This is a genomic window from Faecalicatena contorta (assembly GCF_021531995.1).
GTDB classification, from domain to species: domain Bacteria; phylum Bacillota; class Clostridia; order Lachnospirales; family Lachnospiraceae; genus Dorea_A; species Dorea_A contorta_A.
Window position 1 is genome coordinate 1 of sequence record NZ_JAFBIZ010000075.1, and the last position, 15050, is coordinate 15050.

The 15050-nt window shown below is 44.1% G+C and carries 14 protein-coding genes; 4 read left to right on the forward strand and 10 right to left on the reverse strand.

Annotated features, from left to right (window positions below):
* Positions 1–322: 322 nt before the first annotated feature.
* Together JQM82_RS10470 and JQM82_RS10475 are read right to left on the reverse strand one after the other, a co-directional pair.
* Positions 323–1903 carry a glucose-6-phosphate isomerase gene (locus JQM82_RS10470; RefSeq protein ID WP_235250268.1) on the reverse strand — a complete coding sequence of 527 codons (1581 nt, stop codon included), beginning with the start codon at positions 1901–1903 and terminating at the stop codon, positions 323–325.
* 132 nt (positions 1904–2035) lie between these two features.
* On the reverse strand, positions 2036–2851 hold the full coding sequence (locus JQM82_RS10475; protein ID WP_235250269.1) for a glycerophosphodiester phosphodiesterase family protein: 816 nt from the start codon (positions 2849–2851) through the stop codon (positions 2036–2038).
* Between the two features lie 185 nt (positions 2852–3036).
* On the opposite strand from JQM82_RS10475, the gene JQM82_RS10480 reads away from it, so the two are divergent.
* Both JQM82_RS10480 and JQM82_RS10485 read left to right on the forward strand, forming a co-directional pair.
* Positions 3037–3951 carry an AraC family transcriptional regulator gene (locus JQM82_RS10480; RefSeq protein WP_235250270.1) on the forward strand — a complete coding sequence of 305 codons (915 nt, stop codon included), beginning with the start codon at positions 3037–3039 and terminating at the stop codon, positions 3949–3951.
* Complete coding sequence (locus JQM82_RS10485) at positions 3952–4890, forward strand: AraC family transcriptional regulator (RefSeq protein WP_235250271.1); 939 nt, start codon at positions 3952–3954, stop codon at positions 4888–4890.
* Positions 4891–4958: 68 nt separating this feature from the next.
* On the opposite strand, the gene JQM82_RS10490 is transcribed toward JQM82_RS10485, so the two are convergent.
* From JQM82_RS10490 to JQM82_RS10510, 5 genes are all read right to left on the reverse strand, one after another.
* Positions 4959–5792 (reverse strand): carbohydrate ABC transporter permease, encoded by an 834-nt coding sequence (locus tag JQM82_RS10490; RefSeq protein ID WP_235250272.1) that lies wholly within the window; start codon positions 5790–5792, stop codon positions 4959–4961.
* Position 5793: 1 nt separating this feature from the next.
* Positions 5794–6684, reverse strand: coding sequence for a carbohydrate ABC transporter permease (locus JQM82_RS10495; RefSeq protein WP_235250273.1), 891 nt, complete (start codon positions 6682–6684; stop codon positions 5794–5796).
* 101 nt (positions 6685–6785) lie between these two features.
* Positions 6786–8069: an ABC transporter substrate-binding protein gene (locus tag JQM82_RS10500; RefSeq protein ID WP_235250274.1), complete on the reverse strand. Its 1284-nt coding sequence runs from the start codon at positions 8067–8069 to the stop codon at positions 6786–6788.
* Positions 8070–8303: 234 nt separating this feature from the next.
* Positions 8304–8900: a cyclase family protein gene (locus JQM82_RS10505; RefSeq protein WP_235250275.1), complete on the reverse strand. Its 597-nt coding sequence runs from the start codon at positions 8898–8900 to the stop codon at positions 8304–8306.
* 14 nt (positions 8901–8914) lie between these two features.
* Positions 8915–10291 carry an ADP-ribosylglycohydrolase family protein gene (locus JQM82_RS10510; protein WP_235250276.1) on the reverse strand — a complete coding sequence of 459 codons (1377 nt, stop codon included), beginning with the start codon at positions 10289–10291 and terminating at the stop codon, positions 8915–8917.
* 519 nt (positions 10292–10810) lie between these two features.
* Between JQM82_RS10510 and JQM82_RS10515 the strand changes: the two genes are divergently transcribed.
* Entirely contained in the window at positions 10811–10969 is a 159-nt protein-coding gene (locus tag JQM82_RS10515; RefSeq protein WP_235250278.1) for a hypothetical protein, read from the forward strand.
* Positions 10970–11095: 126 nt separating this feature from the next.
* On the opposite strand, the gene JQM82_RS10520 is transcribed toward JQM82_RS10515, so the two are convergent.
* Positions 11096–11281 (reverse strand): hypothetical protein, encoded by a 186-nt coding sequence (locus JQM82_RS10520; protein WP_331472874.1) that lies wholly within the window; start codon positions 11279–11281, stop codon positions 11096–11098.
* Positions 11282–11348: 67 nt separating this feature from the next.
* Here JQM82_RS10520 and JQM82_RS10525 point away from each other — a divergent pair, with 67 nt between their 5' ends.
* Complete coding sequence (locus JQM82_RS10525) at positions 11349–12605, forward strand: AraC family transcriptional regulator (protein ID WP_235250279.1); 1257 nt, start codon at positions 11349–11351, stop codon at positions 12603–12605.
* A gap of 4 nt (positions 12606–12609) precedes the next feature.
* On the opposite strand, the gene JQM82_RS10530 is transcribed toward JQM82_RS10525, so the two are convergent.
* Complete coding sequence (locus JQM82_RS10530) at positions 12610–13710, reverse strand: hypothetical protein (protein ID WP_235250281.1); 1101 nt, start codon at positions 13708–13710, stop codon at positions 12610–12612.
* Between the two features lie 56 nt (positions 13711–13766).
* Entirely contained in the window at positions 13767–15002 is a 1236-nt protein-coding gene (gene arcA / locus JQM82_RS10535) for an arginine deiminase (protein ID WP_235250280.1), read from the reverse strand.
* Positions 15003–15050 lie beyond the last annotated feature (48 nt).

The window sequence follows — 15050 nt, forward strand, 5'->3', positions numbered from 1 at the left end:
GCAGGTTCTTAGGGCAGCGCCCTAAGCCCTCGGAGAGCTTATTAGAATAAATATCTGCAATTATCAAGGTTCATTTGAGCCTTATTTTATTGGCTCTGTTTTTTCATAACTTATTTGACACTACCTTCTTTTCTGTTTACAGACAATTGCCAGGATCTAAAAAGCTGATGTATTCACGAAACCGCATGTTTATCCATATTTTATTATATTTTTATCCGATTATCAATGTTTTATCCATTCAAAACCAGTTACAGGGCACATGCCACAGCATGCACCCTGCTTATACGACTGATCTTACAATCTCAGATCCCTTTTCTGTAAATTATATATTCAACAGATCGCTGTATACCTTCAGCGCCCCGTCTGTCTCATGCGCAAGTACGCGTTTTGCAAGTACTTTTCCAAGCTGTACGCCTTCCTGGTCAAAACTGTTCAGGTTCCATACGAATCCCTGGAACATGACTTTATTCTCAAAGTGTGACAGGAGTGCTCCCAGCGCTTCCGGAGTCAGCTTCTCTCCGATGATGATACTGGACGGGCGTCCGCCTTCAAACTTCTTATTGCGGTTCTCGTCATCTTTTCCGCATGCAAATGCCACGATCTGTGCTGCCACGTTTGCACACAGCTTCTGCTGACTTGTGCTGCCCTGAATTACAACGTCTTTCTCCATCTGGTTGTTCTTAAATCCCACAAACTGAAGTGGAATAATATCGGTTCCCTGATGCAGTAACTGATAGAAAGAATGCTGTCCGTTCGTTCCCGGTTCTCCGAAAATGACCGGACCTGTTGAATAATTCACAGGCTCACCGAAGCGATTCACAGACTTTCCGTTGGATTCCATATCCAGCTGCTGCAGATGTGCCGGGAAACGGCTCAGTGCCTGAGAATACGGAAGCACGGCAGTATCCAGATATCCAAGTACATTACGTTCATATACACCGATCAGTGCATCCAGCATTGCCGGGTTCTTTAACAGATCTTTCTCCTTTGCAAGTTCATCTTCTGCCGCTGCACCTGCAAGGAACTGTGCAAAAACTTCCGGACCGAACGCAAGTGAAAGTACGGCTCCTCCTACTGCAGACGAAGAAGAATAACGTCCGCCGATATAATCATCCATAAAGAATGCAGCAAGATAATCATCGCTCTTTGCCAGAGGAGAAGTCTCACTGGTAACTGCGATCATATGCTTTGACGGATCCAGTCCCGCTTTTTCCAGCGCATCCTTCACAAAAGATTCATTCGTCAGTGTCTCAAGCGTTGTACCGGACTTTGATACCAGTACAAAGATAGAATGTGCAACATCAATCTTGCTTAAAACTCCAGATGCATCATCCGGGTCAACGTTGCTGATGAATTCTGCCTTCATCTTCAATGTATCATTAACTTTTGCCCAGTTTTCAAGCGCTATATATATCGCACGAGGTCCGAGGTCACTTCCGCCGATACCGATCTGAACAACCGTTGTAAACTTTTCGCCGGATGCATTGGTAATCTCACCGGCATGTACTTTATTGGCAAATTCTGCAATCTTTGTCTGCTGCTCCACATAGAAAGCACGTTTATCAACACCGTCTGCCACAACCGGTTCTCCCAGCTGCCCACGGGTCAGCTGATGAAGCACCAGACGTTTCTCTCCGGTATTGATCATCTCACCGTTATACAGAGCTTCGTACTTTTCTGTAAGCTGCGCTTCCTCCGCCAATTTCGCAAGGACGTTCAGGATATTGTCATCCACCTGCTTTGCCCCATAATTATATGCAAGACCTTCTGCCATCGGTACGCTGTATTTTTTTACACGCTCCGCACCATTTTCTCCGGACATTGCCTCGGCAAGATGAACCTGCTCCACAGCCTGCAGCTCCTTATATGAAGCAAGTGTATCCAAATTGTTCCAAGTAACCATATCAGATTCCTCCTCATTACGAAAGTGTTCTTTTACTTCCTGAAATATTTCACAAAAATTATACTATTAAACATTCCCAAATTCAAGTCAATACAGAGTAAAGCCTATAATTGTCTATCCTTCCCGAAAAGATTACCGCAGCAGAAAGCTGTCGAATATGAACAAGTCAAACTGTGTTCTGGCACGTTCGTATTGCTCCTGATTCTTCACCGTCCATGCAACGGCCAAAGCTCCCAGTTTCCGACAGATACGGCGTGAAAGATTCCCCGCATCTCTGTGGCGGTAAGCGACAAAATCCGGCCGCGTAAGAAAATTCGTAAGCAGATATGTCATTATAATCAGCAGCGGATTCTTCTCTCCGCCCTTTGCAAAATCTTCACTCAACTGACCTCTCACAATATCCGGCCGGTTTTTGCGATACCACCGGAGTGCAAACGGGTGAAACGATTCTATACAATACTTCCCCTGATACCGTTCCAGAATCCGGTTCCCAATCTTGCAAATGACCGTATCCGCGCGATCCATCTTATACTCGATAATCAGCGGAACTTTCCCACCAATCACACGGAGTACCTTTTCCAGAGTCGGAATGGTCTGATCCGAATCGGCGAGCTTGAATTTCCGCAGTTCCTGCCACGTATAATCCCAGATATTGCCTTCCACTCCACACATTCTTTTCAGAGATGCGTCATGAAAAACTACCGGGACGTTATCTTTTGTAAGCTGAACATCAAATTCAATTCCATATCCTGCTTCTACTGCTTTTTGAATTGCATTGATCGAGTTTTCCGGGGCATTTGTCCGATTGTCAAACAGCCCTCTATGCGCATAATGCGTCCCTAGGAACCCGGAAATATCCGGTCTGCGAAAGAGCCTCGGACAGATCATATACAGATATCCCACCAAAAGTATCACAATAATCCCCAAAATAATCAACAAACTTTTCATATGTCGCCTCTGATTCACCAAATATCATTCATTGTCGCTTTTTAGTATAGCACTGAAAAACATGGAAAAAAAGAGGCAATCTTTTGCATTATCTGCATGGATTTATTGTGCACTTTCTTCACTTATGATATAATAGTACAAATATTATGTTCAAATAATACAAATGAAACAAAAAAGGAGGACCTATGGCATACATCGGTGTACACCTGGAAAATTCCATCAGCATTGATGAATTATATACTGTCCATTATTTTGAATACATGAGCACCTTTTCATTTGCAGGAGAAGCCCATGATTTCTGGGAATTTCTTTATGTTGACAAAGGGGAAATTCATGTTACCGCTGATTCCACGCGCACAACTCTGAAAAAGGGCGACATTATATTTCATAAGCCCAATGAGTTTCATACGGTAGAAGCAACCGGAACAATTGCTCCGAATCTGATCGTGGTATCTTTCTCCTCTTGCAGCTCTGCAATGAATTTTTTCGAAAACAGGTGTTTTCACATTGATGAGGCAGAGCGTGGACTCCTTGCGGAGATAATCACGGAAGCCCGGCACTGTTTCTCTATCCGCCTGGATGATCCCTATCTTACTCACATGACAAAAAAAGAACCGGAAGTCTTCGGTGCGGAGCAGATGCTCCAGATTCTTCTGGAACATTTTCTGATCCATATTGTCAGACGACTTTCCTCCCCCGAACTCCTGGAAAAACGAATTCCCAGGCAGCTTCCGAAGACGACCAGGAGCCACAATGACAGCGAAGTATTCAACCGGGTAATCTGCTACCTCGAGCAGCACTTAAGCCAACATGTCTCGCTGGAGCAGATCTGCCGCGACAACCTGATCGGCCGTTCCCAGCTTCAGAAACTATTTCATGATAAGGCACAAAGAGGTGTGATTGAATATTTTTCAGAAATGAAGATTGATGCGGCCAAGCAAATGATCCGCACAGAACATATGAATTTTACACAGATATCCCAGTATCTGGGATATTCTTCCATTCACTACTTTTCACGGCAGTTTAAAAAAGTATCCGGTATGACACCTTCAGAATATGCTTCTTCAATCAAGGCAGTGGCAAAAGGGGGTTTTGAATAAATGGCAGAAGAAATGTCTATCCAGTCAAAAGAATATCAGAGTATTATTCTCAAACAGGAAATTAACATTACCAACATCTATTCCATTCATTATTTTGAGTATTCCCGTGACTTTGTATTCGAAGGAGAAGCCCACAACTTCTGGGAAATTCTGTTTGTGGATTCCGGTGTCATCGAGGTTACGGCAGGCAATAAGAAATTCCCGCTTGAGAGCGGCGAGATCGTGTTTCACAAGCCAAACGAATTCCATGCTCTGCGCTCCATCAAAAAAAGTGCGCCCAATCTCATTGTGGTATCTTTTGATTGCTCCGCCCCATGCATGAGTTTTTTTGAAGACAGGGTTCTTCGTGCAAATTCTCTCGAGACGCAATATCTCAGCCAGATCATCACAGAAGCCAAACGAACATTTTACACGCCGCTGAATCACCCTTACGTCTCCAGACTCCGGCGATTCTCCAATACACCTTTTGGAAGTGAACAGATCATTAAGGCTTCCCTGGAACTGCTTCTTCTGAATCTGCTCCGACGCTGCGCGCACGACACCGATGTACAGCGTTTCCCTACAGGTGCAGTCACACGTACAAAGCGAAACAATAAAAAACTGCTGGAGCAGGTCATTCTCTACCTGTCCAATCATGTCTACGATAATCTGACGGTTGCAGACATCTGCCGTGACAATATCATCAGCCGGACACAATTGCAGCAGCTCTTCCACCAGCACAAAGGCTGCGGCGTCATCGAATTCTTTTCCCGTATGAAGATCGAGACAGCCAAACAACTGATCCGGGAAGGGCAGTATACATTTTCACAGATTGCAAATATTCTAAACTATTCCTCTTACCAGTATTTTTCTTTGCAATTTAAAAAATATACACGTATGTCTCCTTCTGAATACAGTTCCTCAACCAAATACTTTAATACCAGTCATTCAGAAGAGTAATCCGTCATAACACACACAAAGGAATTATTGTAATACAGATTGCAATAATTCCTTTTGTATGTGATATATTAACCTTTCACTCCTCCGGAGGTCAGGCCTGCTACCAGATGTTTTTCGATCAGCAGGAACAGTACAACAACCGGAATCGTCGCACACAGGGAAGTAGCGAACAGATACTGCCACTGTATGAAGTTGAAACCATAGAATACGTTAATACCAACCGTAATCGGTTTAAACGCATCCGTGGAAATCAGTGTCAGAGCGATCGTGTATTCATTCCAGGAGTTGATAAACACAAAGATCAGGGTGGTAATGATACCCGGAGCCGCTACCGGAAGCAGAACCTTGATCAGCGCCTTTACCGTACCGCATCCGTCAATCTTCGCCGCCTGTTCCATTTCCGGAGAGATGGATACGAACGTACCGCGCAGCAGCCAGATTGCAAATGCCTGATTAAATGCAGCATTCAAAAGAATCAGACCCAGAATAGAATTATTCAGGCTGATATTTACCATCATCTTATAGATACCAACCAGAAGAACGACCGGTGAAAACATCTGACTCATAATCACTGCACCCATGAAGATTCCTTTTCCTTTGAATTTCATACGTGACAGCGCATATGCTGCCGGAATTCCACACAGAATTGCAAGAATCGTTGCTCCTCCGGCAATCAGCATAGAGTTGATAAAGTACTGAAGTACCGGAGCCGCGTCCCAGATCTCAGCAAAGTTTGACCATCTCCATACTTCCGGAAGAATAAGGTCAATCGCGTACATCTCACTCTTGTCCTTAAGTGCCGTAATGAACATCACGAAGTAAGGATATAATATTACGATACACAGAAATATCACGAATACATATAAGGCAACTTTCTGCCAGCCTTTTCTTTTTGCTGCCATCTTAATCTTCCCCCTCTCCGCGCAGTGACATGATCATATAGATACTTGCAAGGATCGCCAGAATCACGAATCCGATCACAGATACAGCGGCTGCCTGTCCGCTCTTTCCTTCTGTGAATGATAACTTGTACAGATATGTAACCAGCGTATGTGTCTGATCTGCAGGTGCACCTTTGGAAATCGTCCATACGATCGGGAAGGAATTAAACACATAGATAATATTCAGCACTGTAGATACCGTAAGACTCGGGCGAACCAATGGCAGCGTAATCTTAAAGAGCTTGCTCCAGAAGCCTGCACCATCTACCGCCGCAGACTCATACAATGCCGCATCAATTCCCTGAAGTCCGGATAAGACACAGAATGTTACAAATGGAAATGTTACGAAAATACCTACCCAGCATTCCCACGCAAACATACTCTGCGCGGTTCCCGTCCAGTTCACAAAACTGTCAATAATCCCCAGTTTTTTCAGGAGGACATTCAGAGAACCATAATCCGCATTCACGATATATTTCCAGATTACAGACTGAATGACAAGTGCGGTTGCCCACGGAAAGATCACAACTGCACGGACGATCTTTCGTCCAAAAAATTCCTGATTCAGGACCATTGCGAGAATAAAACCAATCACGGTTGACAGACCAACAACTGCGATCGTCCACACGAAAGTATTCCGCAGCGTCGTCCAGAACGCAGGTTGCTTAAATACTTCCACATAATTCTCAATACCATTGAATCCTTTGATCAGACCGCTTCGTCCCACTTCAGAAAACGATATTTTGAATACAGAAATGATTGGAACTACGATCATGGTCACCATCAGGAGTACACTTGGCAGCAGCCAGATATACGGCTGAACTACCGACAACGCTTTGTTCTTTTTACTCACTATAGCGCCTCCTCTTCATTCATATTTCTTAAAAAACGAGGGCCGCTTATGCCCGGCCCTCGCAATTAACTCTGACATACCATATGATAACCGAATTAGAATTACTCAGCAACCTCAGCCTGAAGATTATCTAAAGCGGTCTGAGCATCTGTGGTGCCACTGCATACCTGCTGTTCTACATCAATAACACCATTTCTTACATCCATCCACTCTGTCTTCTGCATTGGATAGAACTTGCAGTTTGGAAGAACTGCACAGAATGTTGCGAAATATTCGCTGTTTCCTGCTGTATCTTCTGTTCCGCCAACAATATATTTCTCTGCATTCTCAGCAAGGTTAGCAGAAGCATCCTGTGTTGCAGGTAAGAATCCTTCATATACCATGTAATCGGAATATGTCTCTACTTCATAGAATGCATCAAAGAATTTTGTGATTGCTTCTGTACGTGCATCACCGGCTTCTTCATCCTTGAATACCATCAACTGGTCACATACACCAAGTGCAACATGCTCACCCGGGATATCTGCTGCTTCATAATTTACTGTAGAATCTGCAGCAACCATGTTCATAGGTCCAATCATCATAGCCAGAGTTCCTGCACTGAACGCATCCTGTAATGGATAACGTGTATCTGTAAACGGTGCGGAGTTGCAATATCCGGAATCAATGAGATTCTGGATGTACTCAACTGCTTCTACGTTCTCAGCTGAATTCAGAGCCCAGTCACCATTGTCATCTACAAATCCGCCGCCAAAGTTCCATGCGTAGTAAGCGAATGCAGCCTGACCTTCGTCTGTAGAAATATCAAGTCCCCAAGGAACAATCTCATCACCATATGTGTCTTTGATTGCCTGACATGCTGTAAGAACATCGTCCCATGTCTCCGGAACAGACTCAATACCAGCTTCATTTAACAGGTCCATATTGCAGAACAGCGCACGGCAGGATGCCAGAATCGGAAGCGCCCATACAGTTCCGTCAATTGCATTGGATTCCCAGAAGCTAGGAACGAAGTTTGCCTGTAATTCGTCAGAAACATACTCTTCTGCCGGCATCAGCAGATCATCTGTTACATAATCAGCAAAGCCACTGATGTTCAGGATATCCGGCTGCTCCTGTGTAGAAATACGTGTGTTGACAACTTCATAAATATCATTCCAGGAAACGATCTCGATATTCAGATCTATTCCCTCATTGGCTGCTTCAAAAGTCTCTTCGAACTCTTTCCACCATTCCTGTGTGTAGTTACCATACTGGGAAATGATAATATCCAATGTTACATTCCCAGACTCATCGCTTCCGCTCTCGCTTTTCTTTCCGCCACATCCAACTAACATGGAAGCTACCATTGCGGTCACAAGAAGCATTGATAAAAACTTTTTCATATTTTTCTCCTCCTTTTTTGCAGGGTTCAGCTCCTTCCCTGCTACTTATATAGTAAATTATACATACATTTGACCGCCTGCGCTTCATATAATTGTCCTGTTATTACATATAATTATCCCATACAGGGTGATAATTTAACCAAAATTTCTTTACTGTATTAACGCGTTTACAGCGCATTGCACAATTATTAACAAACTATGACCGACTGCACATATACCATTTCTGTCCACATATCACACGATCTCCATCAGAATTGCTCTGCACGGAGCTCCGTCACTCCCGCCAAGATTCAGTGGAGCAGCATTCAGAAAATAAACGCCTTCCGACACCATATCCAGGCGAATTCCCTCCAGAAGCACGATCTTCGCCCCCAGAAGCTTCAGGTGTACTTCCATCGGGGCATCTGCCGGCCCAAAGGTCTGCGATTCATTCCCAAGAAGCAGGATTCCGACTTCCGCAAATACATCTGCCGCTTCCGCCGATACCACAGCATCACCTTTGATCAGGATTCTCTTTACAGATTGTCTGTCCGCTTCCCTTGCCTTTTCCAGAATCCCGATCGCATCCTCAGCTGTCAGGGTTCCTTCCTGTTCCGTCACATACGCATACCCGACAAACCGCTTAAGCTCCAGTTCATCTATGGTTTTTCCATCTTCAAAAAAGTGATACGGTGCATCTACGTGTGTTCCATTATGCGCACACATACGGAATGCCGACAGATTACACGGAGATTCTTCCGTTATTCTTGCCAATATCTCCTTTTCCGGTGCCGGATCCCCGGGATATACCTCACATCCGAATACTTCCTGTGATATATCATAGATCTTCATGAATTCCCTCCATATTATACACGCGCCATGCGCTCTACCTGCATAATGGTTCGTTCCGCCATCTCCTTTAATGACATCTCGTGATATCCATGCACACTGGTGTGAGCAATTCCGTCAAACGCTTCATACCATTTCGGATCGATTGCCTCAAATCCATGCAGTGCCCCCATCACTGAGCCGACGGTCGCTCCATTACAGTCAGTATCAAACCCGGCCAGTACCGCAGCCGTGATCGCAGCATCAAACTCTTCATGACACAGCAGACATGCAGTTACCAGCATCGCATTCGGTATGGTAAGACACCAGTCATACATCTCTTCCTCACGGTATCTCTTATGTACTTCATCGGCCACCGCCTCATAAGTCCATCCGTCTTCCTTCCACCGGCATACCTCATCCAGACTTTCCTTCAGACGGCTTCTGGGTGGAATCTGCAGCAATGCCACACGGATCCTTTCCTTCATGGAAAGCTCCGGCACAAAGCACATACTGATCAAAGCTGCAATATACATCTCCCCATATACGCCGTTCTTTACATGTGATACGGATGCGTCCAGGTATGCCATACGCGCAGCCTCGCCAGGGTTTCCGGGATTGATATATCCAAAGAAATCACCCCTGATCTGCGCACCGATCCATTCTCTGTACGGATTGCACAGTACTGCTGACTTCGGCGGTAATACTCCGTTCATCAGATTGCGAATCGCAGCACGCTCTGCCGTACAGGCGTGAAAAGCCGGAAATCCGAGAAGCCAAGCTTCCGCAACATCTTCTCTGGTGAAATTCCTGCCATAACGCTCCAGCAATTTGAGAGCGATCATTGTATAATTGATATCATCGTCGTTTGGAAATGTTCCCTTCAGATTCTGATACCAGCATACCTTCTGTCTGTCATAGGATGTCATGGGATCCATTTCCCTGAGGTCGTATTTCTGACGGATTTCCTCCTTCCCGGCCGATGAGATATAATATTGAAGCGGCATCTGACCGGTATCTTTCAGATAAGCATGAATCTTTCCGCGCATCCAGCCTTCTACCGGCATTCCCAGCACGCAGGCAATCACCCTTCCATAGATCGCTCCGGTGATTCTGTTTTGAAGTTCTTCTGCATCGTATGCATAGCTTTTCTCTGCTTCGCTGCTCAGGCAGTTTCTTATATCTTCAAGGGCTGTCGGTTCCTGATATCTGAAATCCTCCTTTATCGGCGCCTCTTCCATCCTGGCCAGAAGCTCCTTCGCCTGCCGGTTTCGGTCTTCTTCATCCCTGATCGCAAGTATCCTGTCAATCTCCGGCATATAAGATTCTACACATCGTCCTTCATCCACGCATTGGCGATACTCATCCTTCAGAAGATCCGAATAAAAGATCCATAACATTTTTTCTTTTAACATCTATGTTCCTCCTCATACGTCATATCCTCGTACTGTAATTATGATCCTTTTTTTACATATTATCAATTCATTTTGACCTATTACAAAGATCCTTTTTTTCGCTTCATAAATTCATTTGTATATAAAATAACAATTCAGATCAAAATAGCAATATAGTTTTTGTATAATAATAGAAAGAATAACATATTTGTGCAAAAAATATCATTTATTAATTAAATACCCAGAATATTATATGGTATTGTTATAACAACTATACACTTAGTTTTGGGGAAAGTGTACAACGACAAGTTAAGGAGAGATTGCTATGACCAAAAAACAAAATAATGTAACTGTAAACAATCCCTTGATGAAAAAAGCTGTCAGTGTGGAAACTTTATTACGGCAGCTCTGATCGGTAATCTGGGAGCCGTAGTTGGCTCTATCGTAAGTGTACGGTTCATGCTTTACTTCAGCGCAAAAGAATATGGAAAAGAGGAGCGCTGCAATGCTGGAAGGGGGAAAATCCGGTGTTGAAATTGTATGTGCTGGAGCGGATATCTGTCTACACACGTTGCTATGATGGACAGTCTGAAATGTTCAGAACTGACCAGCAAGGCAATTCTCAGCCACACAATCGGCGGTTTATGTGCCGGTATATCTGCACATCTGTTTTATGTATTATTTTCTTTGATTGGATAATCGAAACATTTCAGTTGAGAGGGGAAATCGGGATCCACGATCAATGATCCCGGATACTGTAGCCTGGGAGGCAACACGGCAGTTCCAGTCCGTTTGCCTCCCAAATTCTTTTTTATGATAATACTGTCAGAATGTGATGACCGTACCGGTTCTTCCCTCCAGAGCGTCTATCGCTTTATCAAGGCTTGTTATAATCGCTTTTTTATCAGGATATGTACGTGCGAATTTCATGGCAGCTTCTACTTTCGGGAGCATACTTCCGGGTGCGAACTGTCCGGCCTCCACATATCCGGCCGCTTCCTTCAGACTCATGATGTTGCACATACATTTTAAATATCTTATAATCTACCTAAGAAACAATCTGCCGGAGGTCGAACCAATGTCAAAACTTGTACCGATTCAAAGTATTTTCTGTTCTAATGAAGACGAATCCCGCTTATGCGGCTTTGATACAGAAGTGATATCTTCACCCACCACTCCGCTGATACACCCCATGTCCAGATTATGGCTGATCAACGACGGGGAAGGGACGCTTTTATTAAATGACAAAGAATATCATCTGAAAAAGGGGACTCTCGTATCCGTGCTTCCATGGCAGATTACGGATATCATAGAGGTGAAGTCCCCGCTTCAATTTTTCGTTGTCGCCTATTATTTCGAGAACATTAATGATATCATCAAGACTTTTTACAACCCGGACAGCGTTCATCTCTCCGTCGCCCAGTCCATGTTCAAAGCTCCCATCTCCTCTCTCGACACCTCCGATTACGAGCAGATGAAGCACATATTTCTTCAAATCAAAGCGGAACTTCAGGCTCAGTCACAGATGGATACTTCCGACTCCGGTTTTGCTCTGGAATCCCATGGCCTGAGCAACCTTTTTATTACAAATAAACTGATCGAAATCATCGTTTCCTTTATTCGCGCCAATCGAACGATGCCGACATCCTCTTCTTCCATTGAAGCCAGCGACATATTTCAGTTTTTATACACACATTTAAACGAAAAGATCACGCTTTCTATGCTGTCCCAAAAATTTTACATGAGCGAGTCTGCAGTCAGTTCTTATATAAAGAAAAAAACCGGACTGTCTTTTTTCGATCTGTTAAATGAAATGAGGATCGGAAAAACTATTAATTATCTATTGTATACAGATTTTACGCTGGAAGAACTTGCTGAAATATTAGGATTTGTTGACAGTGCCCACATCAGCAAAGTTTTTTTGGCGCGCGTAGGCATGCGTGCCAACGATTTTCGAAAAACCTACCAGGCCGTCGGTGAAAAATGCCATATTAAGGACCGCAAAGTGTTCTATTCCATCGTCTCATACATATACAGACACTACGCAGAACCTCTCCATCCCAAAACCGTCAGTGAACAATTCGGCATATCGCCAAAAGAACTGAATCGCATTCTGCTTTTCCAGGTGGAAATGAATTTCAACGATTATCTGCACTACATACGCGTCAATCGTGCCTCTGAACTCCTTCTGGAAACAGACAAAACGATTCTTACCATTGCCCTCGAGGTTGGTTACAATACAGAGAAGACCCTGTCCCGTAATTTTCTTCGTTTTCGTTCGATGACACCGGGAACCTTCCGGCGTTCTGTCGAACTGCAGAAAAATGGGATCTGAGAATTTACTTCATGACTCCCAGGCCTTTGGCAACGAGTGTAATAAAGTCCTGCACATTAGTTACCATAGTGGTTGCACTCAGGCTTCCCCGGTCTAACAGTTTATTCACTACAAACTCATCCGCATCTACGGTATACAGATATACCGGGCGTATCGTTCCATCATCCATGACCCGGAAAGATGGTGTCATATTACCTGTTGCAATCGTGTGAAGCATCGTTGCAAGACAAATTACCGTCGTGGACTTACGCACCAGACTTCTCATCGTATCAGCCGCTTTATATACATCTCCGATGACTTCCGGAAGCGGACCGTCATCTCTGATAGATCCTGCCAGTACAATCGGCACATTGTTTCTTACACAGCTGCAGATGATACCGTCATCCAGATGATAGTCTTTGATAAACTGCGGAATAGACCCACTTCTTCTGACTTTGTTACATACATCCAGATGATTATAATGCCCATTTGGCTGGGACTTCTGTGTATAAATATCCTGACCGAGTGCAGTATGAAGAAGCGCACCCTCCAGATCATGTGTTGCAAGCGCATTGCCGGCCATCAGCCCGTCTGCGTATCCGGCATCTATCAATGCGCTCATAGCAGCCCTTGCATCTGCATCAAACGCAAATGCCGGACCCATAACCCAGATAACATTTCCATGCTTTCTTTCATGCTTCAGAAGTTCAAAAAGTCTGTCATAATCACGAGCGTAAGATGTCTCACGACTTCTGCCCTGACGGAATACGAACTGATCTTCCAGAATGGAGTCCTCATCTTCAAATCCATGACAGTGCATATAGATTCCATCTTCACATTTCTCAGTTCTGCCTAAGATTACTTTGTCACCTTTTTTAATATTTCTGGCTTCCACAACTGCCAGATGTCCGTCATCACAAAGAATGACACACGAATCCATACGGCTTTCTTCTGCCAGTCTCCACTCTCCGTCGATCTTAAAATATTCCGGATACATGGATGTGCTGTGATAATTATCCGGTGCTACGCCATCCGTTTCAGCTTCTTGATACTGTACATCCGGAGCGTTAACAAACTGTTCTTTTGTAAAATCCGGATGATGATATTTGGGCATTTCAAATGACATCATTTTCTCCTCCTTTTTTCTTCATTTAATATAATACCTTCCCTGCCACATCCCGGCTAAGGATTTCCAATCGTTTCTCTTACAAGCGGCATACTCATGCAGCGCGGACCTCCTCTTCCTCTTGAAAGTTCTGAGCTTGCCATTTCAAGCACGATTACCCCGTTATCCCTTAAGATCTGATTTGTCACATAATTCCGGTCGTATACAACTACCTTTCCCGGTTCAATACATAAGGTATTGGATCCGTCATTCCACTGCTCGCGCTCCGATGCGATCCGGTCTTTACCGCCGCACTGAATCAGTGTTACCGAATCCAGATGCAAGTGTGATGCAAGAATATCTGCCAGAGAAGTATTCATCTCTGTCACCTGCAGTTCTTCTTTTCTGTCACCTTTCGTAATCTCAAAGATTCTCAACGTTCCCAATATTCCCGGATGAATGGTAAATTTATCATAATCAACCTGCGTACACACCGTATCCAGATGCATAAATGCACGAACCGCAGGAATATCAAGCGCTAAAATCGTCTCGATCTCCGAGGTTTCATCTGCGAATATATTCTGTGCCAGCAATTCAATTGCCTCCGCCGTTGTCCGCTGTGAAATACCGACTGCCAGAACCTGATTGCTTAAGTTCAGAATATCTCCTCCCTCAATCGCATAAGGAAATTCTCTTTTATAATAGAAAGGTGTCTGTCCTGCAAAATCCGGATGATTCTCCAGCACATATTTGCCAAAAAGTGTTTCTCTTCTTCTTGTACGGGAATACATACGATTTAAGCTGACCCCATGTCCAATACATGCGAATGGATCTCTTGTAAAATACAGATTCGGAATCGGATCAAGTATAAACTGACTGTCCGTTTTAATCAGATCCACAAGCGGGCGTTTTGTCCGGATTTTCAGTTCTCCGGCTCTGACTCCCGACATCAGCTTCATCACCAGCTCTTTCGCATCCTGAATTTCATTCAGATAGGCAAAAAGGTAATCCCTCATCCGCTCATCTACGACATTTCCTTCTTCGATAAACTGCCTGATAAACTGATCCTTCAGCTCCTGGTTTCCCTTTAACACCTCCGCGATCAAATCCTCCAGATAGACAACCTCTACGCCCTGTCCTCTCATGATTCCCGCAAAAAGATCATGTTCATTCTGCGCTGTTTTCAGGTAAGGAATATCATCAAAAAGAAGCCGTTCCAGATCGTCCGGCACAAGATGCTCAAGTTCCTTATCCGGTCTGTGAAGCATGACTTGTCTTAACTTTCCTATTTCGCTTTTTACCTGGATAGCCATATCTTTCCTCCTTCGCATATAGCTTTATTATATTAATTTTAGTATCCC